This window comes from Brevundimonas sp. MYb52, assembly GCF_002979535.1.
GTDB lineage: Bacteria > Pseudomonadota > Alphaproteobacteria > Caulobacterales > Caulobacteraceae > Brevundimonas.
Map to the genome: position 1 here is coordinate 109071 of NZ_PCPB01000004.1, position 22280 is coordinate 131350.

The following is a 22280-nucleotide window of genomic DNA, read 5'->3' on the forward strand; positions in this document are numbered from 1 at the left end:
CTGCCCTGACCCTTTCAAGGATCCTCGCACGTGGCGAAAACCCTTCGTACCCCGGCCCTGCTTCTGGCCGCCGCCGCCGCCCTGACCCTGGCCGCCTGCGGCGGACACGACGACAAGTCCAAGGCCGGCGAAAAGCCAGGCGCCTCGCGTCAGACCGTCAGCGTCGCCACCTCGATCGAACAGGCCCTGCCGCGCGTCATCGTGGCCTCTGGAACGGTCTCGGCCTGGGAGGAAGTCCCGGTCGGTGCCGAGACCGGCGGCCTGACCGCCATCGGCGTCTATGCCGATGAAGGCTCCTACGTCCGCCAGGGCCAAACCCTGGTCAAACTGAACGACGCCCTGCTGCAGGCCCAGTTGCGGCAACAACAGGCGGGCGTCCAGACCGCCGAGGCCAACGCCGCCCGCGACGACGCCGCCCTGGCCCGCGCCCAGGAGCTAAAGACGCGCGGCTTCCTCAGCCAGGCCTCGCTCGACACCGCCCTGGCCAACCAACGCGCCTCCGCCGCCAACCTGGCCTCGGCCCAGGCGTCGTTGTCCGAGACCCGCACCCGTCTGGCGCAAAGCGAGATCAAGGCCCCTGTCTCTGGCCTGATCATCAGCCGCAGCGTCACCAAGGGCCAGATCGTCGCCGCCGGCACAGAACTGTTCCGCATGGTTCGCGAGGGCCGTCTGGAACTGGACGCTCAGGTGCCTGAAACCGACCTGCCCGCCCTGCGCGCCGGCCAGACCGCCACCATCACCTCCAACGAGGGCGTCGCCACCAGCGGCACGATCCGCATCGTCACCCCCGAGGTCGACGCCCAGACCCGCCTGGGCCTGGCCCGCATCACCCTGTCGCCAGGCAGCGGGCTGAAGCCGGGCATGTTCGCCCGCGCCTCGATCACCGCCGGCGCCCAGCCGACGACCGTGGTGCCCACCGCCGCCGTCCTCTATCGCAACAACAAGTCGGGCGTCTTCGTACTGGACACCCAGAACGCGGCGCATTTCCGCCCGGTGACGGTCCTGTCGCGCCGCGACGACCAGACCTCGGTCAGCGGCGTCGAGGCCGGCGTCCGCGTCGTGGTCCAAGGCGCCGGCTTCCTGAACGAGGGCGACAAGGTGACGATCGCCGCCGCCCCGGCCGCCGCAGCGGCTGCGGCTGCGACTCCGGCCGCGAAGTAAGGCCCAGCCATGAACAACATCTCGTCCTGGGCCATCAAGAATCCCATTCCGATCATCCTGCTGTTCGTCCTGTTGACGCTCAGCGGCGTGACGGGCTTCCTGGGGATGCGGATCAACAACAACCCCGACATCGACTTCCCCCTCGTCGCCGTCACCGCCGCCCGTCCGGGCGCGGCGCCGGCCGAGATGGAGGTCCAGGTGGCGCGGGTGATCGAGGACTCGATCGCCGGCCTGTCGGGCGTGCGCCACATCTATTCCAACGTCACCGACGGCGTGTCCTCGACCACCATCGAGTTCGAACTGGGCACCGACACCGAGCGCGCCACCAACGACGTGCGCAACGCCATGAGCGGCGTGCGCGGCTCCCTGCCCCAGGACATGCAGGAGCCGACGGTCCAGCGCATCGACATCACCGGCGACGCCCTGATCACCTATGTGGTCCGCTCGCCGACCATGACGCCGGAACAGATCAGTTGGTTCATCGACAACGAGATGAGCCGAGCCCTGCTGGCGCTCGGCGGGGTGGGCGAGGTCAACCGCTCTGGCGGGGTCGACCGCGAGATCCGCGTCGAGTTGGACCCGCAACGCCTCGCCGCCTACGGCGTCACCGCCGCCCAGGTCAGCCAGGCCCTGACCAACGTCAACAACAACCTGCCCGGCGGCCGCGTCACCGTGGCAGGGTCCGAGCGCGCCGTCCGTACCCTGGGCGCCGCCGGGTCCGTGGATCAGTTGCGCGAGACCCTGGTCCCGGTCGGCGACGGCAAGAGCGTGCGTCTGGGCGACCTCGGGGCCGTGGTGGACAAGTGGGGCGAACCCCGCCGCCTGGCGCGTTACAACGGCCAGGAGGCCGTCACCTTCAACTTCCTGCGCTCGCGCGAGGCCAGTGAGGTCAAGGTTGCCGAAAAGGTCCGCGCCGAGGTCGCCAAGATCGATGAGGCCCACCCAGAGCTGACCATCGAACAGGTCACCTCCAGCGTGCAATACATCGAGGAAAGCTACCTCGCTTCGCTGGAAGCCCTGTTGCTCGGCGCCGTCCTGGCCGTCATCGTCGTCTTCATCTTCCTGCGCGACTGGCGCGCGACGCTGATCGCCGCCACGGCCATGCCCATGTCGCTGATTCCGACCTTCGCCCTGCTAGGGCCGATGGATCAGTCGCTCAACGTGGTCACCCTGCTGGCCCTGTCCCTGACCATCGGCATCCTGGTCGATGACGCCATCGTCGAGATCGAAAACATCGTCCGGCACATGCGCGACGGCAAACCGCCCTATGACGCCGCCTTTGAGGCCGCCGACGAGATCGGTCTGGCGGTGGTCGCCACGACCGGCACCATCATCGCCGTCTTCGCCCCCGTCGGCTTCATGCCCGGCATCATCGGTCAGTTCTTCAAGGCCTTCGCCCTGGCCGCCTGCATCAGCGTCTTCTTCTCGCTGGTGGTGGCGCGGACCCTGACGCCCCTGATGGCGGCCTATCTGCTCAAGCACACCAAGCACGAGGACAAGGACCCCTTCTGGATGGCGGGTTATCTGAGGGCCCTGCACTGGTGCCTGGGCAACCGCTGGAAAGTCTTCGTGCTCGGCGCCGTCTTCCTGGTCGGGTCGGTCAGTCTGTCCGTCGTGGCCAAGATGTCGTTCGAGTTCATGTCCCCCGGCGATGAAGGGCGCGCCGCCTTCCAGATCGAACTGCCGCCCGGCTCGACCCTGCGCCAGACCGACGCCGTGGTGCAGCAGGTGACGCAGAAGCTCAACGCCCGCCCCGAAGTCACCTCCGTCTACGCCGCCGTTGGCGGTCAGGACGTAGGCCAGGCCAATGTCTATGCCGACATGGTGCCCAAGGGTCAGCGCGCCCTCAGCCAGCAGGCCTTCGCCCGCGTCATGGTCGATGAACTGAAACAGATCCCCGGCGCCCGCATCCGCGCCGGCATCGCCCAACAGGGCGGCGGCCCCGGCGACGGAACCAGCTACACCTTCTCCATCCTCGGCGACGATCCCGTCGCCCTGGAAGCGGCAGCCCGCAAGGTCGAGGAAGAGATGCGCGGCGTGCCGGGCCTGGCCAACATCGTCAATACGGCCGCCATCGCCCGCCCGGAAATCCTGGTCACCCCGCGACCGGATGAGGCCGCCCTGGCCGGCGTCTCGGCCGGGACCATCTCCCAGGCCGTCCGCGTCGCCACCATCGGCGACGTCGATCAGAACCTGCCCAAATACAATCTGGGCGACCGCCAGATCCCGATCCGGCTGCAACTGACCGAAGAGGCCCGCGAGGATCTGAACGTGCTGGAGAACCTGCGCGTGCCGACCACGTCCGGCGCCTCGGTGCCGCTCAGCGCCGTGGCCGACATCACCTTCGGCGCCGGGCCAGCCACCGTCAGCCGTCAGGACCGCTCGCGCATCGCCTCGATCCGCGCGGAACTGGACGGCATCACCACCGGCGCCGCGGGCCAGGCCGTCAACCGCCTGCCGTCGGTCAAGAACCTGCCCACCGGTATCCGTCAGGTGCCCGCCGGCGACGCCGAGTTCATTCAGGAAATGCTGGTCGGCTTCGGCATCGCCTTCATCTCGGGCATCCTGTTGATGTACGCCGTGCTGACCTTGCTGTTCAAAAGCTTCGCCTATCCGGTCACCATCATGGCGGCCCTGCCGTTGGCCATCGGCGGCGCCTTCATCGGCCTGGTGATCGGCGGCAAGAGCTTCTCCATGTCGGCCCTGATCGGGGTGCTGATGCTGATGGGGATCGCGGCCAAGAACTCCATCCTGCTGGTCGACTACATCATCATCGCCGAGAAGGAGGGCATGACCCGCCGCGAGGCCATCATGGACGCCGCCCACAAGCGGGCGCGGCCCATCCTGATGACGACCTTCGCCATGGGGGCCGGCATGGTGCCCATCGCCCTGGGCATCGGCGCCGACGTCGAGTTCCGCTCGCCCATGGCCATCGCCGTCCTGGGCGGTCTGATCTCGTCGACCTTCCTGTCCCTGCTCTACATCCCGGCCATCTTCACCATCGTCGACGACATCGCCGGCTGGGGTCGCCGGCTGCTGGGCCGGATGTTCGCCGGTCAGCGCAGACTGGCCGACGGCAGCCGCCCAGGCGAGCCCCTTCACGACTAGGGCGCGCCGCACGAACATGACCAAGCCCCCCGGAGATCGCTCTCCGGGGGGCTTTTTCTTGGCCGCGATCGAGACCGGCGGAGGGGCGCGTCGGGGGACGCTGCTCGTAGGAAGAGTCAAAGAAAAAGGCCGCCCGGATTGCTCCGGGCGGCCTCTTCGCTTCGCCGCGGGGGCGAAGGTCGTTCAGTCTCAGTACTTGACCCGCAGCGTGGCGCCATAGGTGCGAGGCTGGCCCATGAAGGCGTTGTAGGTCTGGGTGTCCAGAGCCGGGTTGAAGTAGGTGCCGTTCGGCTGAACCGTCGACTGGAAGGCGGAACCCTGCAGCGGAGCGTTGATCGCCACCTGCTTGTATTCCTCGTCCGTCAGGTTCTGCGCCCAGATGTCCAGAGCCCAGCGCTCGTCTTCCGAACCCAGGGTGATCCGGCCGTTCAGCAGGGTGAAGGCGTCCTGCATCTTGTAGGGCAGCAGGTCCGAGCCGGTGTTGTATTCGGTCGAATACTTGGCCGACAGGTTGAAGCCCGCCTTGAGGCCGCCGCCGATCGAACGGTCGAAGGAGACCGAACCCGTGGCCGACCATTCCGGCGCGAACGAGGCCCGCGCGCCCGGTAGCAGCGACAACTGCGGGAAGTTGCCCGGGTTGGTCAGGTCGCCGGCGACGAAGTCGCCGTACTTGGTGTCCGTGTAGGTGACGCCGCCGTTGAACGACAGGCCCTCGATCGGGGTGAACCAGACGAAGTCGGCGTCCACGCCCTGCGACTTCAGCTCGGGGATGGATTCGACCACGAAGGCCGTGCCCAGGAAGGTGTTGAGCTGGAAGTCTTCGAACTTCTGATTGAAGTAGGTGAGGTTCAACAGGACCGTGCGGTTGAACAGGGTGTTTTTCAGACCCACTTCGAAGCTGTCGACGGTTTCCGACGGGAACAGCAGCGAAGCCGTCGGAGTGACGCCGGTCTGCACGCGGTCCAGGTTGTAGCCGAACGACTTGTAGCCGCGGGCGTAAGAACCGTAGGCCATGACCGAGTCGTTGAAGCGATAGGCCGCCTTGATGGTGCCGCTCAGCTCGCCATCATCGGTTTCTTCCGAGATCCGACGGTTGTCGAAGAAGGGGTTGGCCCAGGGCAGACAGATGTTGCCAGCGACGCGCTGGGCGCTGGCGGCGGCCGCTCCCGCAGGCAGGCCGGCCCCGATAAAGGCGTTGGTCAGATTGGTGACATTGCCCAGGGCGCCGCCGCAGGCTGCGCCGTTCGAGCCCAGGTTGTCCTGAACGCCCGCCAGACGCTTCTTGTCCTGAGTGTAGCGCAGGCCGAGGGTGATATCGAACTGCTCAGTGACGTGCCAGGTGTTGTTGGTGAACAGGGCCAGGGAGTCGGAGCGCTGGCTGTAGTGGTCCTGCACCCCATGTCCAGTGCCGAAGCCCGGACCGGTCGGCGCCAACGGCCCTGACGTCGACGTGCCTCCGTTCAACAGGCAGCCGGCCAGGAATTGCGGCGTCGTGCCGGGTCGCGTCAGGCAGCCGATGATCTTTCCGCTTTGCGGAATCAGGCCGCCGGTCCCGGCGTTGAGCTGCGACGAGATCAACAGCGACAGGAAGGGCGTATAGCCGGCGCCATACCAGTAGCTGTCGTCGCGGCTGATGTTCTCACGCGTGGCGAAGACGCCGACCAGCCAGTCCAGCTTGTCGGTCGAGCCGGCCAGGCGGAACTCCTGGGTCAGGTTGTCCAGCTCGAAGCCGTAACCGCCGTCGTCCACACGATACAGCAGGTCCGCCGTCGTATAGTCGAGGTCCATGGCGTTGATGCCCTCCCAGTTCCGCCAGGAGCTGACCGAGGTCAGGGTGGCGTTCCACGAGGGAATGTCGATGTTGGCTTCGGCCGAGAAGCCCATGTCTTCCATGGTCTGGCCCGTGCCGCGGTTGGCGTAGGCCGTGCGCGAGAAGGGCAGCGGGCCGAACCCCGAGGCGGGCGGGGTCTGCTGGCCGCCGACAGCGGTGACGGCGCCATAGGTCGGACCCGTACGGATCTGGGTGGAGACGCAGCAGTATTCGTCGCGCTTGGAATAGTCGGCGATCAGGCGGATCGACACCTCGTCCGACGGCAGGATCAGCAACTGGCCGCGCGCGGTCCAGAAGTTCTGGTTCTGGTCGTCCGTCTCCTGACGCGGGCCGGCGCCGGTGACGACGTCATAGAAGCCGTCGCGTTCGCGCTTGGCCATGTACAGACGGCCGGCGATCTTGTCGGTGATCGGACCGGTGACCGAACCTGCGATCCCCCAGGCGTTGAAGTTGCCATAGGTCGCCTCGGCGTTGAAGCCCGGCGTGAAGGACGGGGCCTCGGTGATGATGTTGATGACCCCGGCCGAGGTGTTCTTGCCGAACAGGGTGCCCTGCGGCCCCTTCAGCACCTCGATGCGGCTCAGTTCGCCCAGGTCGCCGAAGCCGACGCCGTTGCGCGAGCGATAGACGCCGTCGATGACCACGCCGACCGAGCTTTCCAGGCCAGGGTTGTCGCCGACCGTGCCAACGCCGCGGATGCGCGCCGTGGTCGAGGCTTCCGACTGGGTCGAGGTCACGGTCATGCCCGGCGTCAGGATCTGCAGATCCTTGATGTCGCGGACCCCGGCCCCGTCCAGGGCCTCCTGCGAAAGGGTCGTGACCACGATCGGCACGTCCTGCAGGTTCTGTTCGCGCTTCTGGGCGGTGACGATGATGTCGTCGATCGTGGTCGGCCCGTCCTGGGCGGCGGCGGCTCCCGCGAAGCCGAAGGCGACGGCGCCGACGACGGCGGCCGACGCCGTGCAGCGAAGAATGTGGTTGAAACGCATATGGCGGCTCCCCGGCTCTATGGCCCGGCCGCCCGCGGCGACCGTGGCGATTCCTGTCCCTGTCGATCCACGCTCATTGAACGGCGTGAATTCTCCAATGACAGGGGTAAGCCAGGGTTGGGACAGCGACAAGAAGCCGCCAAGCTGCGAACGGCGATTTCAGCCAACGTCGCTCTACGTGTGGCGAGAAAGCGACAAAAACCGATTACGCAAGGTCAATATTATCAACGTTCACTGCAAGATCTTGCCAGAAGACTCATCTTCTCTTTGCTTCTGACGTCGCCCTGCAAGGTTCAGAATCACCGCCGCAGCCAGGGCCGACAGCACCGATCCGCCGATCACGCCCAGCTTGACCTCGATCTGTTCGGGCGAGTCCACCGCGCCAGGGAAGGCCAGGACGCCGATGAACAGGCTCATGGTGAAGCCGATGCCGCACAGAAGGCTGACGCCGTAGATCTGCAGCCAGCTGGCGCCGGAGGGCTTGTCGCCGATCTTCAGCTTGGCGGCCAGCCAGGCCGCGCCGAAGACGCCGACCTGCTTGCCGATGAAGAGACCGAGCGCGATGGCGATGACCAGGGGCGCAAAGGCCTGCTCCAGCGACAGGCCGGCGAAGGAAACCCCGGCCTTGGCGAAGGCGAACAGCGGCAGGACCAGGAAGGCGACATAGGGATGCAGGTCGTGCATCGCCTCTTTCAACGGGCTCTGCGAGGTTTCTCGGCGCGGCTCAACCGGGACGATCATGGCGAAGGCCACCGCCGTCAGCGAGGTCGACAGACCGGACAGAACCGTCAGATACCAGACCGCGCCGAAGCCCAGCACCCAGAAGGGACCGGCCAGACGTCGACGGCACAGTAGGGCGAAGGCGACCATCAAACCCGCCACGCCCAGCAGCGGCAGCCACTGCACCCCCTGGCTGAACAGGACGGCGATCAGTGCGATAGCCCCCAGGTCGTCGACGATGGCCAGGGTCAGCAGGAAGACCCGCAGCGACGACGGCAGCTTCTTGCCCACCACCGCGAAGACGGCCAGGGCGAAGGCGATGTCGGTGGCCAGGGGAATGGGCCAGCCCTGCGACGGGCCGCCCAGCATTCCGGCGACCGCCAGATAGACCAGACCCGGAACCGCCATTCCGCCCAGAGCCGCGATGATCGGCAGGGCCAGCTTCTTGGGATTGCTCAGTTCACCCTTAAGGATCTCGTATTTGATCTCCAGCCCGACGACGAGGAAGAAGACCGCCATCAGGCCTTCCTTGATCCAGTTGGAGATCGTCTCCTCCAGCCGCAGCGGACCGACCTGAAGCACGTGGACGCTCTTCAGCCAGGCGAAATAGTCGCCGGCCCAGGGCGAGTTGGCGACGATCAGGGCGGCGAGGGCGGCCAGGCCCAGGGCGGCGCCTGACCCGGCTTCGGTCTTGAGAAAGTCGAGCGTGAGCTTCTTGGCCACGGCGGTCTCCGAAATCAAAAGGACTGTCGTGGCGTCAGGTTATCGACGGACGCCTGACCGGATTCGCGCGTCGAACGACGGCGCCGGCCTGGCCCCGACGCTCGACAAGCGAAGCGGGACCTGATCTCTGCCTTTGAAAATAACCGACCCGCCCGCAGGTTCAAGACCAAGTCGACCGCTGATGTTGCGGTTGCGAAACGGACATCGAACGCGCATCTGCCGCTTCATGCCCGTCTCCCCCGCCTATCACCCCGATCCGCGCTTCATCGACCTCGGCCCCGAGTTCGGCGATCCGGTGCTGCCCGCCGACTTTCCCCAGACGATCCTGCGCGTGCGCAACGACCGCGCGGCCGCCAGCGTCGGGCTGGAGACCCTGAGCGACGACGAATGGCGCGCCCACTTCGGCCGTTTCGAGCCCCTGCCCGGCCAACCCGGACCGATCGCCATGCGCTATCACGGCCATCAGTTCCGCACCTACAACCCCGACCTCGGCGACGGGCGCGGCTTTCTGGCCGCCCAACTCAGAGAAACAGTCGGCGCTCAAGCAGCGAGCGACCGCGTCGCGAGCGATAGCGCCCCTCAAGGTCGACTCTTGGACCTGGGCACCAAAGGCTCGGGCCAGACGCCGTGGTCGCGGCGCGGCGATGGGCGGCTGACGCTGAAGGGCGGGATGCGCGAGGTCCTGGCCGCCGCCATGCTGGAAAGCCTGGGGGTTCCGACCTGCCGCATCCTGTCGCTGGTCGAGACGGGCGAGGCGCTGGAACGCAATGACGAGCCTTCGCCCACCCGCTCGGCCGTCATGGTGCGGCTGTCGCACAGCCATATCCGCTTCGGGACCTTCCAGCGCGCCGCCTACCACGGGCGCAAGGATCAGATCGAAGTCCTGCTGGAACACGCCCGCAGCCTCTATCATCCGACAGTCGCCCCCGGCGACGCGCCCGGCTTCCTGGCCGCCGTGGTGGAGGCCTCGGCGCGGCTGACGGCCCAGTGGATCGCCGCCGGCTTCGTCCACGGCGTTTTGAACACCGACAATCTGAACGTCACGGGCGAGAGCTTCGACTACGGCCCGTGGCGCTTCCTCCCCCACTATGATCCGGGCTTCACCGCCGCCTATTTCGACAGCGAGGGCCTCTATGCCTTCGCGCGTCAGCCCGAGGCTGTGTTCTGGAACCTGACCCAGTTGGCCGGCTGCCTGAAGCTGATCGCCGAGCCGCAGGTCGCCGCCCTGACCGAGGCGCTGAACGGTTTCGGCCCCGCCTATATCCGCCATCTGCGCGCGGCCTTCCTCAACCGCCTGGGGGTCAAGAGCCTGAGCGAGGCCGCCGATCAGCGGCTGCTGGACGCGACGCTGGCCCTACTGCGCGACAAGGGCGAGGCCCTGCGTTGGGAGCCGCTCTTCTTCGACTGGTTCGGGGGCTTCAGTTCGAGTGCGCGGGCGCTCGGCGGGGTGCGCGGCTCGACCTATCAGGGCGAGGCCTTCGACGCCTTCCGCTTCGCCTTGCTGGAGCACGAGCCCGACCGCCCCGAGCGGCTGGAGCATCCGATGTTCGCCAAGCTTGAGCCCGATGAGCTGCTGATCGACGAGGTCGAGGCGATCTGGTCCGCCATCGCACAGGGCGACGACTGGGCGCCTCTGCACGCCAAGCTGGCTCGGCTGGAGGCGGCGCGGAGCGCCTGGGCCCTATAATTCCGCTCATCCCGCGGAGGCGGAGACGAGCGAGTTCGGGCGGACATTTCGATTAAGTCATCAACCGATGTCATCGGTCGTTGACAGGCTGCCCCAGCAGGCCTAGACCACGCTCACGTCCTGCGTCGGGTTACGGGGAATTGTGGTTTCAGCCACGCCGCCGCCGCAGGTCGCGCCTACCCCCGGTTCACAGATTGTTACACTTCCTTGACGATCGCCTCCGGCAATCTGATCTAGCAACTGTTACCAATTAAACCCCAACGGTTTCGGCCATGACCTCGACGACCTTGACGCCCCGCTCCCGCGCAAAATCCGACTACCTGAACCTGACGCTCTGGACCTTCCAGGGCTGGATCGCGATGTTCTTCATCGCGGCCGGCTACGCCAAGCTGACGGAGTCGATGGAAAACCTGACCGTGCTGATGCACTGGCCCGCCATGGCCAGCGTCAACTTCGTGCGCGGTCTGGGCGTGGTCGAGATGGTCCTGGCCCTAATGGTGCTCAGCCCCCTGGTGTCGTGGCGCTTCGGCCGCCCCCTTCTGCTGACGGCCAGCGTCGGCCTGCTGGCGCTGCAGACCATCATGCTGATCCTGCACGCGATGGAGTTGAATGTGGGCCTGGCCCTGACCAATCTCTTCCTGATCGCCATCACGGCGCCGGTGCTGTGGTTCCGCCGCCACTGATCGCCTGACACCCGTCTCCTCCCCGGATCGGCCGCGGCGAGCGCAAGCTCTCCGCGGCCGATTTGCGTTTGCGCCCCTCGCCGATCACAACTTGTCGAGGCGATCAGCGAGAAGCTTCCCTTTACGTCCGCGTCAAGTTATGGATGACGCATGGCGACCGCTGACGATCACCGCACCTATTCCATCCGGCACCTGTGCCGTGAGTTCGGCGCCACCGCGCGCGCCCTGCGCTTCTATGAGGACAAGGGTCTGCTGACCCCTGCCCGCAAGGGCCAGACGCGGGTCTATGACGCGCGCGACCGCGCCCGGCTGAAGCTAATCCTGAGGGGACGCCGCATCGGCTTCACCCTGCAGGAGATCCAGGAGATGCTGGATCTGTATGACCGCAAGGATCACAACGTCCATCAGATGGCCGTGGCCCTGCGCCGCCACCGCGCCCAGGTCGAGGCGCTGAAACAGCAACTCGAAGACATCGAGGGCGCCATTCAGACGGCTGAGGAAGCCTGCGCCTGGATGGAGTCCAAGCTGGGCGAACACCGCCCCGACCTACTGCCGGGGGCGGACGAATACGCCAACCTGCTGAGCGAACGGCTCAACCCCGACAACCACTTCCAGCCCTTCAAAGCGAGAGCGTAATCCCATGGCCTACAAGGCGCCTGTCCGCGACCTGTCCTTCGTCCTGCACGACGTGCTGGAGGTCGAACGCTACGCCAACCACTTCGCCGACGCCGACCTGTCGCGCGACCTGATCGACCAGATCATCGAGGAAGGCGGCAAGTTCGCCGAGGAAGTCATCGCCCCGATCAACCGTCAGGGCGATCAGGAAGGCTGCCACATCACCGGCGACGTGGTCACCGGGCCGAAGGGCTGGAAGGAAGCCTATCATCAGATGGTCGAGGCCGGCTGGACCAGCCTGGCCTTCGGCACGGAATACGGCGGCCAGGGCCTGCCCTCGATCGTGTCCATGGCGGTAGGCCAATTCACGGCGGCGGCCTCGGCGGCCTTTTCCATGTATCCGGGCCTGACGGCGGGCGCCTATCACGGCATCGAAGCCTCGGCCTCGGACGAACTGAAGCAGACCTATCTGCCCAAGATGGCGACCGGCGAATGGACCGGCACCATGAACTTGACCGAGCCCCAGTGCGGCACCGACCTGGGCATGGTCCGCACCAAGGCGGTGCCCAATGGCGACGGCTCCTATTCGATCACCGGCCAGAAGATCTGGATCTCGGCGGGCGAGCACGACTTCGCCGACAACATCATCCATACGGTGCTGGCCCGCGTCGAAGGCGCGGTTCCGGGCATCAAGGGCCTGTCCCTGTTCGTGGCGCCGAAGTTCCTCGTGAACGAAGACGGCTCCATCGGCGAGCGCAACGGCGTCCAGTGCGCCGGCCTCGAGCACAAGATGGGCATCCACGGCAACGCCACCTGCGTCATGGCCTATGAGAACGCCAAGGGCTGGCTGATCGGCGAAGAAGGCCGGGGCATGAACAACATGTTCGTGGTCATGAACGAGGCCCGCCTCGGCACCGGCCTGCAAGGCCTGGCCATCGGCGACGCCGCCTATCAGGCCGCCGTCGAGTTCGCCAACGACCGTCTGCAGGGCCGCGCCCTGACCGGCGCCAAGAACCCGGACGGCCCGGCCGACCCGATCATGGTCCACCCCGACGTGCGCCGGATGCTGCTGGAATCCAAGGCCTTCGTCGAAGGCGGCCGCGCCTTCATCCTGTGGACCGCCCTGCAGGCTGACCTGCAGAAGTCCTCGGACGAGGCCACGGCGACCAAGGCCAAGGACTACATGGGCCTGATCACGCCCGTGCTGAAAGCCTATCTGACCGACAAGGGCTTCCACGTCGCCTCGCTGGCCATGCAGGTCCATGGCGGCTCGGGCTACACCGAACACTTCCCCGCCTCGCAGTATCTGCGCGATGCGCGCATCACCATGATCTACGAAGGCACCAACGGCATTCAGGCGCTCGACCTGGTGGGCCGCAAGCTGCCGTCGAACGGCGGCCGCGCCATCATGAGCTGGTTCGCCGACATCGACGCCTTCGTCGCTGAGAACAGCGCCGACGAGGCCATCAAACCCTTCGTCGACGGCCTGGCCGACACCAAGAAGAAGCTGCAGGACGGCACCATGTGGCTGATGCAGAACGGCATGGCCAATCCGGATAACGCCGCCGCAGCCTCGACCGACTATCTGCACATCTTCGGCCTGACGGCGCTGGCCTACATGTGGGCGCAGATGGCCAAGTCGGCCCAGGCCAGGATCGCCGCCGGCGACGCCGATCCCTACTACGTCACCAAGCTGCAGACCGGGCAATACTTCGTCGAGCGCATCCTGCCCGACGCCGCCGCCCACCTGACCAAGCTGAAGACCGGCGCAGAGGTGCTGATGCAGATGCCCGCCGAGGCCTTCTGATCCGCCGATGACCAACAGGGCCTCTCTGCTAACGTGGAGAGGCCCTTTCTCTACCGACCGCGCCCAGACGACCGCCAGAGTCCGAACCGCGCCAGCAGGAAACGCGACCATGAACGTGCTCAACACGCCCGAACCTGACTTCATGCAGGACGAGGAGATCACCCTCTTCTCCGACAGCGTCGGCAAGTGGATCGACGAGCACGCCCCGCCTGAGAAGTTCCAGCAGTGGATCGCCGCCTCGTCGGTGCCGCGCCAGCTGTGGAATGACGCGGGCGACGCGGGTCTGCTGGGCCTCAGCCTGCCGGAAGAAGACGGCGGCTTCGGCGGCGACTATCGCCATGAGGTGGTCCTGATGCGCCAGCTGGGCTGGAAGGGCGCGGACCACTTCGGCATCTCACTGCACAACGCCATCGTCATGCCCTACATCTGGCACTACGGCACGGCCGAGCAGAAGGCGCGCTGGCTGCCGCGTCTGGCGTCCGGCGAACTGGTCGGCGCCATCGCCATGACCGAGCCGGGCACGGGTTCCGACCTGCAGGGCGTCAAGACCACCGCCGTCAAATCCGACGACCACTATGTCCTGAACGGCTCCAAGACCTTCATCACCAATGGCCAGCTGGCCAACTTCATCATCGTCGTCGCCAAGACCGACCCGGCGGAAGGCGCCAAGGGCACCAGCCTGATCGTGCTCGAAACCGACGGGGCCGAAGGCTTTGAGCGCGGCCGCAACCTGCACAAGATCGGCATGGAGGCCAACGACACCTCCGAGCTCTTCTTCAACGACGTCAAGGTCCCGCTGGACAACGTCATCGGCGGCGGCGAGGGCCAGGGCTTCGTCCAGTTGATGCAGCAACTGCCGCAGGAACGCCTGAACATCGCCGTTCAGGGCGTGGCCGCCGCCGAGCGCGGGCTTGAAGCGACGCTGGACTACGTCAAGCAGCGCAAGGCGTTTGGCAAACGCGTCATCGACTTCCAGAACACCCAGTTCAAGCTGGCCGAGGTCAAAACGAAACTGACCGTCGCCAAGGTCTTCGTCGACCACTGCATCGGCCTGCACCTGAAGGGCCAGCTGGACGCCGCCACCGCCTCGATGGCCAAGTACTGGGTCACCGACATCCAGGGCGAGACCATCGACGAGATGCTGCAGCTCTTCGGCGGCTACGGCTACATGAACGAGTACCCGATCGCCCAGCTCTACAAGGACGCCCGCGTCCAGCGCATCTACGGCGGCACCAACGAGATCATGAAGCTGCTGATCGCGCGCACCCTGTAAAACGACCGGGCGCAGGGGTAAGGGGTGGCGCATGATCGTCCGCTCCCGCCCCGGCCCGCTCGAAATCCTGTTTGCGATTAACGGATCCATCCTGCCGCGCGTGGTCGGGCGACTGGCCCTGACGGTCGCCATCACCGTGGCGGCGGTCATGCTGCACCGGGAACGGCCCGACCTGCCGGTGCATCTGGCGGCGGCGCCCTTCGCCCTGATCGGGCTGGCGCTGTCCATCTTCATGAGCTTCCGCAATAACGCCTGCTACGACCGCTGGTGGGAGGCGCGAAAGCTGTGGGGCGAGCTGATCATCGCCGTCCGTTCGTTCGCGCGTCAGACGGCCCTGCTGCCCGAGGACCGCCGCACGCCCCTGCTGGACGGGGTCGGCGGCTTCGTCTTCGGCCTGGCCGCCCGACTGCGCGACCGAGACGAGGCGGGAGAGATCGCCCGCTGGACCGCCAGCGAGCCTGCGCCTCACCCTACCGACGCCGCCCTGACCGAAGTGGGCCGCCAGTGCGCCGAGTTGCTGCGCGACGGCGTGATCGACCCGATCCGCTATTCGGTGCTGGAGTTGCGGCTGACCGAGATGAGCCACGTCCTGGCCGGTTGCGAACGGATCAAGACCACGCCCCTGCCCTTCGCCTACGCCCTGCTGCTGCACCGGACGGCCCACGCCTTTTGCCTGATGCTGCCCTTCGCCCTGGCCCCGTCTCTGGGGTGGTGGACGATGGCGGTGTCGCTGCTGGTCGCCTACACCTTCTTCGGTCTGGACGCCTTGGGCGACGAACTGGAAGACCCCTTCGGCGACGATCCCAACGACCTGCCGCTGGACGCCATGAGCCGGATGCTGGAGCGCGAGCTGCGCCACGCCCAGGGCCAGACCGACCTGCCCCCCGCCTGGCCCGCCCAGCGCGACCGCCTGACCTGATCCCGGCTCAGCGCGTGACGCGCGCCCGCGCGCCCGCTAAATCCCTGACATGATCCGTTTGCACGTTCAGGGCGATCTCGCCCCCGGCCTCGCCGTCGCTCCGACCCTCGACCAGTCGCGCTACCTGACCCAGGTGATGCGGCTGAAGGCCGGCGACGACCTGCTGGCTTTCAATGGCCGTCACGGCGAGTGGCGCGTTTCGGTCGCAGAAGTCCTGAAGAAGGGCGTCATCCTGCGCGCCGAGGAACAGGTGCGGGCGCAGACCCACGGCCCCGATCTGGAACTGATCGTCGCCGTGGTGAAGAAGGCGCGGATCGAAACCATCGTCGAGAAGGCGACCGAGCTGGGGGCCAGCCGCGTGCGGCTGGTCCTGACCCATCGCACCAACGCCGACCGGCTGCGTCTCGACCGGCTGGACGCCATCGCCGAGGAGGCCGCCGAGCAGACCGGCCGTCTGGACGTGCCCCTGGTCGATGACCCAATCAAGCTGGACACCCTGCTGGACGGCTGGGACGCCTCACGCCGCCTGATGTTCTGCGACGAGACCGGCGGCGCACCCGCCATCGGCGCCCTGACCGCTGCGGGCGAAGGCAAGTGGGCCATCCTGATCGGCCCTGAAGGCGGTTTCTCGCCCGAGGAAGGCGAGCGGCTGCGCGCCCTGCCCTTCACCACCGCCGTCTCTCTGGGTCCGCGCATCCTGCGCGCCGACACCGCCGCCATCGCCGCCCTGACCCTGTGGCAGGCGGCCATCGGCGACTGGGACCGATAAGAAGTTTATCGCCTTCCCTCTTGAGCGGGGCCGTATCCTCGCCCATCTAGCCGCGACAGCAGGGGTTACAGATGACCGACACGGCGCCGCTTTCGAAAGAGCAACTGATCCACGCCATGTCGAAGGGCGAGAAGCCCGCCGACCAGTGGCGCATCGGCGCCGAACACGAGAAGTTCGGCTTCGACAAGTCCACCCTGCGTCGCCCCGCCTATGAGGGCGACAACGGCATCCTGGCCATGCTGACCGGCTTGCAACGCTTTGGCTGGTCCCCGGTCGAGGAGGCCGGCCACGTCATCGCCCTGGAGCGCAAGAACGCCGAGGGCTTCACCGCCTCGATCAGCCTGGAGCCGGGCGGCCAGTTCGAGCTGTCGGGCGCGCCGTTGCAGACCATCCACGACATCTGTTCGGAAACCGGCCAGCACCTGATGGAGGTCAAGCAGGTCGCGGACCAGTTGAACCTCGGCTTCCTCGGCGCCGGTTTCGACCCCCTGTGGCGGCGCGAGGACATCCCCGTCATGCCCAAGGGCCGCTATGGCATCATGCGCGCCTACATGCCCAAGAAGGGCTCGCTGGGCCTCGACATGATGCTGCGGACCTGCACCATCCAGGCCAACCTCGACTTCGATTCAGAAGCCGACATGATCATGAAGTTCCGCACCTCGCTGGCGCTTCAACCCATCGCCACGGCCCTGTTCGCCTGTTCGCCCTTTACCGAGGGCAAGCCCAACGGCTTCCTGTCGGCGCGCGCCAATGTCTGGACCGACACCGACCCCGATCGCACGGGCATGCTGGACTTCGTCTTCGCCGACGGCTTCGGCTACGAGCGCTACGCCGACTATGCGCTGGACACCCCCATGTATTTCGCCAAGCGCGGCGAGACATACGTGGACCTGTCGGGCCAGTCGTTCCGCAAGTTCATGACCGAGGGTCTGGACGCCCTGCCCGGCGAGCGCGCCACGGCCAAGGACTGGGCCGACCACCTGACCACCCTCTTCCCCGAAGTGCGGCTGAAACAGTATCTGGAGATGCGCGGCGCCGACGGCGGTCCGTGGAGCCGCATCTGCGCCCTGCCCGCCCTGTGGGCCGGCATCCTCTATGACGCACCGTCGCTGGCTGCGGCCTGGGACCTGTGCAAGGACTGGGACATCGCCGACCACGAGCGCCTGCGCCGCGACGTGACCCGTCTGGGCCTCAAGGCCGAGGTGGCGGGCCGCAGCGTCCGCGACATCGCCGTCGACCTGGTCGAGATCGCCAAGCACGGCCTGAAGAACCGCGCCCGTTTCAGCGGCGGCATGGTCGATGAGCGCGGCTATCTGTCGGAACTGGAGGACATCGCCGACAGCGGCGTGACCCCCGCCGACCGCTTGCTGGAGCTGTATCACGGCGACTGGCAGGGCGACGTCAGCCGCATCTATCGCGACTTCGCCTACTAGGGCCGACAGAAACCGCAATTACTGAAAGCCGAGCTTAACGGCTGACGCTCCAGTGTCGCGGAAGTGCCCAAGGATAGTCCAACATGACCTGCCCCCGCCAAACTGCCGCTTCGCGACAGACCGGGGCGACGGACCCGGATTCAAGCGGCGATCTGGCGACCTTCTTCGACGTGTCGCTGGACCTGCTGGTGATCCGCGATCTGGACGGCTTCATCGTTCGAGTCAGCGCCTCCTGGGCCGCGATCCTGGGCTATGATCCCGACGACCTGGTCGGCCTGGCCATTCTGACCCTGGTGCATCCCGACGACTTGCCAGGCACGCGCGACAGCGTGGTCGAGGTCGAGACGCGGCGTCCCGACGCCCCGGTTCTGGGGCACACCAACCGCTACCGCCACCGAGACGGCCACTACGTCACCCTGGAATGGCGGGCGCAGAAGTTCGGTGAGCGCATCTATGCCGTGGCCCGCGACGTCACCGCCAAGATCGCCGCCGAACAGGCCCTGATCGAGGCCAAGGCCGCCGCCGAGGCCGCCAATCGCGCCAAGTCCGACTTCCTGGCCAATATGAGCCACGAGATCCGCACGCCGCTGAACGGGGTCATCGGCATCGTCGATGCCCTGTCGCGCACGCCGCTGTCGCCTGACCAGACTGAAATGGTCGATCTGATCGCCGCCTCGGGCGTCACGCTGGAACGGCTGGTCTCGGACATGCTGGACGTGTCCCGTATCGAGGCCGGCAAGCTGGATCTGGAGTTGCGGCCCTTCGATCTGGACGAGGCCCTGGCCGCGACGCTGGAAACCCTGAGGATCAGGGCTGAGGACAAGGGGCTGGCCTTCCATGTCGAACGCCCCGCCCATGTGCGCGGCGCCTTTATCGGCGACAGCGTGCGCGTGGGTCAGATCCTGAACAATCTTCTGTCCAACGCCGTGAAGTTCACGGCTGAAGGCGCGGTCACCGTCCGCTTCGCCATCAGCGAAGGCGATGGCGCCCCGACCCTGCTGTCATTTGAGGTCGAGGACACGGGTGTCGGCTTCGACGCCGAGCACGCCGCCCAGTTGTTCCAGCGGTTCAGCCAGGCCGACAGCAGCATCACCCGCCGTTTCGGCGGCACCGGCCTGGGCCTGTCGATCTGCCGGTCGCTGACCGAGATGATGGGGGGACGGATCGAGGGAGCCTCCACGCCCGGCGTCGGCAGCCGTTTCCGCGTGGAACTGCCCCTGCCCCGCACCAATGACCTGACGAGACGCGACCTGGCCGCGCCGCCCAACCCGACGCGCCTGCTGCGGGTCTTGCTGGCGGAAGACCACCCGACCAACCAGCGCCTGATCCAGTTGATCCTGGCCGATCATGTGACCGAGTTGGTGATCGTCGATGACGGCGCCCAGGCGGTGGCCGCCTTTGAAGCCCAGCCGTTCGACGTCGTGCTGATGGACATGCAGATGCCCGGCATGGACGGCCTGACGGCCACCCGCGCCCTGCGCGCCGTCGAGGCGGCCCGACCCGCCGCTGCGCCGACGCCGATCCTGATGCTGAGCGCCAACGCCATGCCCGAGCATCGCGACAGCGCCCGCGCCGCCGGCGCCGATCTTCACCTGGCCAAGCCGATCACCGCCCGCGACCTGTTGACCGCCTTGGCCATGCTGACACCGGCCTGACCTCGACAGCCGCGGACTAGACGTCAGCGGCTTCCATTTCACCGGGCGTCGTCGGATCGGGCGCCGTCTCGGCCCGCCGCGTGTCCTGACGACGCGGCAGACGCCAGACCTGATGGTCCTCGAACTGCCGACCGGTCCAGACCACCGCCGTCACCACGATCTCGCGCGCGTCCCATTCGATCCGGTTGAAGCTGGGCGGCGCGCCGCGTTCGCGATGCGACAGGGTCCCGCAGCCGATAGCGTAGGAACACCGGTCCGAAAGATCGATGCCCAGGGCGAAGGGCACATGGACATGGCCCGTCGTGATCAGGTCGACGCCCGCCTCGGCGAAGATCAGAGCCGCCTTGTCGCCGCGCTTGACGTCGCCGGTCATGGGCGCGCCGATCATCTCGATCAGCGGATGGTGACAGGCCAGAATCCGCAAGGCTCCGATCGGCGCGTGGCGCAGAGCCTCGGCCGCTCGGCGCGTCTGCTCCAGATCGATGACGCCCTTGGACCAGTTGGGCCTGGCCTGCCAGCCCCGCGCCGTGGTCACGCCGCGCACCATCAGGTTGTCGCGTTTGAACTCGTGATCATGGGCTGGATGTCCTGTCGCCCGCTCAAATGCCCGCCACGGCCAGAACAGCCGCGCCATCACATCCCAGTAAGGCACGTCGTGATTGCCCACGGTGACGAAAACCGGCTGAGGCATGGCGCGAACCCAGGCCCCCGCCGCCGCGAATTCCGCCGGCAAGCCCCGCTGCGTGATGTCGCCGGTGATCAACACCAGATCGTGCGGCGTAGCATGAGCATAATCGAGAGCAGCGGCGACGGCGTGCTGATGCTCACACCCGAAATGCACGTCCGAAAACTGGAGCACCCGCCCCATCAGACACTGTCCTCGCCCGCCGGAGGACGCGGCGCCAAGGCCATGAAGGCGCGCGGCAGGAAGCTGATGCTGGCGTCGCGGCCCAGCAGCATGGGCTCGCCGTCGATCACCGCCGGGATCTTCGAGCGCGCCGATACCGTGATCGAACGCGCTCCCTGCGTGGTCACGGTCGGATCATGGCGCCAGTCGTCGAACAGGGCGTGGGCCGCCAGCCGAAAGGCCTGGGCCGCGTCAGAGGTCGTCATGGCCGCCGCCTCCAGCCCGTCGCACTTGACCATGGCCTTGGAGATCAACGGACTGATCAGCACCAGAGCCTCGGCGCGACGTCGGCTGCCGCCGTCAAGACTGAAGCGGATATGCCCGCTGAAGGCCCGCTTCAGCGCCCTTCGCCCATACATCCAGGCCAGCTTCAGCTTGCCCGTGCGCATGGCTTCGCGCGCCGGCGCCCACAGGGCGGGCGAGCCCAGAATGGCGGCGCAATAGAAGGCTTCGCCCTCGACCACCCCGCCCGCCACGACCGTTGGCTCCCCCTCGTCCAGCGCCCGGCGCAGCGCCGCCTTCCAGTCGGCCGTGCCGTAAAGCGCCTTGGGCAGCATGTTCATGGTGCCGCCCGGCAGGGGGGCGATCAGAGGCCCCCTGGGGCCCGCCCGCGCCGCCACTGAGCGCGCCGTGCCGTCGCCGGCCAGGACGAACAGGACGTCCGGCTTGGCGTCGAGAGCCGCCGCGATCTGGTCGGCGATCTTCGCCCCCTCCAGCGTCGTCACCTGCGCCTCACAGTCATAGAGGGACAGGATGGCCCCGGCTTCAGCAGCGGCCTGGGGGCCGACCCCGCCGGACAGGGGATTGACCACGATCGCCACCTTGCGGATGGAGGCGTGGAGCGCGCGGAGGGGAAGGTCGGGAGAGGCGGCTGGCGCGGAAGCGTCGGTCATGGGCGGCGAACGCCCCATTTCCCTGCCCGGTTCCGCTGAACGCGCCCCATCGAACAAAATAATGCAAAGCTTATCGCCTTCGCCTCGGAACCGCCGCGTTTTCTCGGCGTTCTTTGGGCTTCAGGGGAGCCCCCTCGGGATGAAGGACAGATCCATGAACAAGGCGATTATCGCCATCGCCGGCGCCGGCCTTCTGGTCACCGCCTGCGCCAGTGACCCGTATTACGGCGGCGGCAACAACGAAACCGTGCGGCAGGGCGCCATCGGCGCCGGCCTCGGCGCGGTCGCCGGCGCCATCATCGGCAACAATGTTGGAGGCGGCAACGCCGCCACCGGCGCAGCTATCGGCGCTCTCGCCGGCGGTGCCGCGGGCGCCATCCGCGGCTCCAACCAGGACCGCGGCAATCAGCAGCGCTATCGCGACAACCAAGGCCGCTATTACTACTGCTACGACAACCGCCAGAGCGAATGCTACTGGGAGAACGGTCAGCGTCGCTACTAAGACGACTGGCGCCCGATAGTTTTTCGGGTCAGGTTTCGAGGGCGGTCCGCGCAGGCGGGCCGCCCTTTTGCTTGCTGCGTCTGTTTTCCGCCCGGGGCTGGGCGTTTTCCAAGGGGCTGACTGATGAAACCGATCCTCCCTGCCGTCATCGTCGGGGGCCTGACCCTGGCTCTGCTGGCCGGCTGCACCACGCCCGGCGTCTACAAGAAGCGCAGCGATCTGGTCAGCAATCCCGCCGCCTGCGCCGCCAAGCGGTTCGAGGTCTATTTCGACCAGGATCAGGCTCGTCTGACCACCGCCGCGCGTGAGGCCATCAGCCTGACCGCCACCCAGCTTCAGGGTTGCGACGTGACCAAGGTCCAGGTCTTGGGTCTGGCCGACGCCCGCAGCGGCACCGCCGCCGTCAACCAGTCCCTGTCAGAGCGCCGCGCCCGGTCGGTGGCTGAAGCCCTGGCGGCCGCCGGCCTGCCCGCCCCGGCCTTCGAGGTGGCCGCCGCCGGCGCAGAGGGCGCAGTGGTCAACGGCGTCAACGACCCTCTGCGCCGCCGCACAGAGGTCCTGATCGAGGCCAAGCCCAGACACTGAGCCGGCGCTGGGCAGGGGCT

Annotated in this window: 17 protein-coding genes; 13 read left to right on the forward strand and 4 right to left on the reverse strand. The window is 67.1% G+C overall.

What is annotated here, in order from left to right:
- Positions 1-30: 30 nt before the first annotated feature.
- Positions 31-1161 carry an efflux RND transporter periplasmic adaptor subunit gene (locus CQ039_RS07265; RefSeq protein WP_233190150.1) on the forward strand — a complete coding sequence of 377 codons (1131 nt, stop codon included), beginning with the start codon at positions 31-33 and terminating at the stop codon, positions 1159-1161.
- 9 nt (positions 1162-1170) lie between these two features.
- On the forward strand, positions 1171-4269 hold the full coding sequence (locus CQ039_RS07270; protein ID WP_105562639.1) for an efflux RND transporter permease subunit: 3099 nt from the start codon (positions 1171-1173) through the stop codon (positions 4267-4269).
- A 189-nt stretch (positions 4270-4458) separates the two neighbouring features.
- Here the strand turns inward: CQ039_RS07270 and CQ039_RS07275 are convergent, their stop codons facing one another.
- Positions 4459-7089 (reverse strand): TonB-dependent receptor, encoded by a 2631-nt coding sequence (locus CQ039_RS07275; protein WP_105562638.1) that lies wholly within the window; start codon positions 7087-7089, stop codon positions 4459-4461.
- Between the two features lie 231 nt (positions 7090-7320).
- On the reverse strand, positions 7321-8532 hold the full coding sequence (gene nhaA, locus CQ039_RS07280) for a Na+/H+ antiporter NhaA (protein ID WP_105562714.1): 1212 nt from the start codon (positions 8530-8532) through the stop codon (positions 7321-7323).
- Between the two features lie 226 nt (positions 8533-8758).
- On the opposite strand from nhaA, the gene CQ039_RS07285 reads away from it, so the two are divergent.
- From CQ039_RS07285 to CQ039_RS07325, 9 genes are all read left to right on the forward strand, one after another.
- Positions 8759-10219, forward strand: a complete 1461-nt coding sequence (locus CQ039_RS07285) for a protein adenylyltransferase SelO (RefSeq protein ID WP_105562637.1) — start codon at positions 8759-8761, stop codon at positions 10217-10219.
- 272 nt (positions 10220-10491) lie between these two features.
- The gene (locus tag CQ039_RS07290; protein WP_105562636.1) at positions 10492-10902 is read left to right on the forward strand and encodes a DoxX family protein; all 411 of its coding nucleotides are present in this window, start codon (positions 10492-10494) and stop codon (positions 10900-10902) included.
- A 150-nt stretch (positions 10903-11052) separates the two neighbouring features.
- Entirely contained in the window at positions 11053-11538 is a 486-nt protein-coding gene (locus CQ039_RS07295; protein ID WP_105562635.1) for a MerR family DNA-binding transcriptional regulator, read from the forward strand.
- 4 nt (positions 11539-11542) lie between these two features.
- Positions 11543-13324 carry an acyl-CoA dehydrogenase C-terminal domain-containing protein gene (locus CQ039_RS07300; protein WP_105562634.1) on the forward strand — a complete coding sequence of 594 codons (1782 nt, stop codon included), beginning with the start codon at positions 11543-11545 and terminating at the stop codon, positions 13322-13324.
- A 109-nt stretch (positions 13325-13433) separates the two neighbouring features.
- Positions 13434-14597, forward strand: coding sequence for an acyl-CoA dehydrogenase family protein (locus CQ039_RS07305; RefSeq protein WP_105562633.1), 1164 nt, complete (start codon positions 13434-13436; stop codon positions 14595-14597).
- Between the two features lie 31 nt (positions 14598-14628).
- Positions 14629-15516, forward strand: coding sequence for a bestrophin family protein (locus tag CQ039_RS07310; protein ID WP_105562632.1), 888 nt, complete (start codon positions 14629-14631; stop codon positions 15514-15516).
- Between the two features lie 49 nt (positions 15517-15565).
- Positions 15566-16285, forward strand: a complete 720-nt coding sequence (locus CQ039_RS07315) for a 16S rRNA (uracil(1498)-N(3))-methyltransferase (RefSeq protein WP_105562631.1) — start codon at positions 15566-15568, stop codon at positions 16283-16285.
- A 71-nt stretch (positions 16286-16356) separates the two neighbouring features.
- The gene (locus tag CQ039_RS07320) at positions 16357-17718 is read left to right on the forward strand and encodes a glutamate--cysteine ligase (RefSeq protein ID WP_105562630.1); all 1362 of its coding nucleotides are present in this window, start codon (positions 16357-16359) and stop codon (positions 17716-17718) included.
- Positions 17719-17801: 83 nt separating this feature from the next.
- The gene (locus tag CQ039_RS07325) at positions 17802-19373 is read left to right on the forward strand and encodes an ATP-binding protein (protein ID WP_105562629.1); all 1572 of its coding nucleotides are present in this window, start codon (positions 17802-17804) and stop codon (positions 19371-19373) included.
- Between the two features lie 16 nt (positions 19374-19389).
- Here the strand turns inward: CQ039_RS07325 and CQ039_RS07330 are convergent, their stop codons facing one another.
- Together CQ039_RS07330 and CQ039_RS07335 are read right to left on the reverse strand one after the other, a co-directional pair.
- The gene (locus CQ039_RS07330) at positions 19390-20241 is read right to left on the reverse strand and encodes a metallophosphoesterase (RefSeq protein ID WP_105562628.1); all 852 of its coding nucleotides are present in this window, start codon (positions 20239-20241) and stop codon (positions 19390-19392) included.
- Positions 20241-21173, reverse strand: a complete 933-nt coding sequence (locus CQ039_RS07335; protein ID WP_105562713.1) for a diacylglycerol kinase family protein — start codon at positions 21171-21173, stop codon at positions 20241-20243. The genes CQ039_RS07330 and CQ039_RS07335 overlap by 1 nt, the downstream gene beginning before the upstream one ends.
- Positions 21174-21327: 154 nt before the next feature.
- Here CQ039_RS07335 and CQ039_RS07340 point away from each other — a divergent pair, with 154 nt between their 5' ends.
- Positions 21328-21675, forward strand: coding sequence for a YMGG-like glycine zipper-containing protein (locus CQ039_RS07340; protein ID WP_105562627.1), 348 nt, complete (start codon positions 21328-21330; stop codon positions 21673-21675).
- A gap of 123 nt (positions 21676-21798) precedes the next feature.
- Positions 21799-22260 (forward strand): OmpA family protein, encoded by a 462-nt coding sequence (locus tag CQ039_RS07345; RefSeq protein ID WP_233190149.1) that lies wholly within the window; start codon positions 21799-21801, stop codon positions 22258-22260.
- Positions 22261-22280 lie beyond the last annotated feature (20 nt).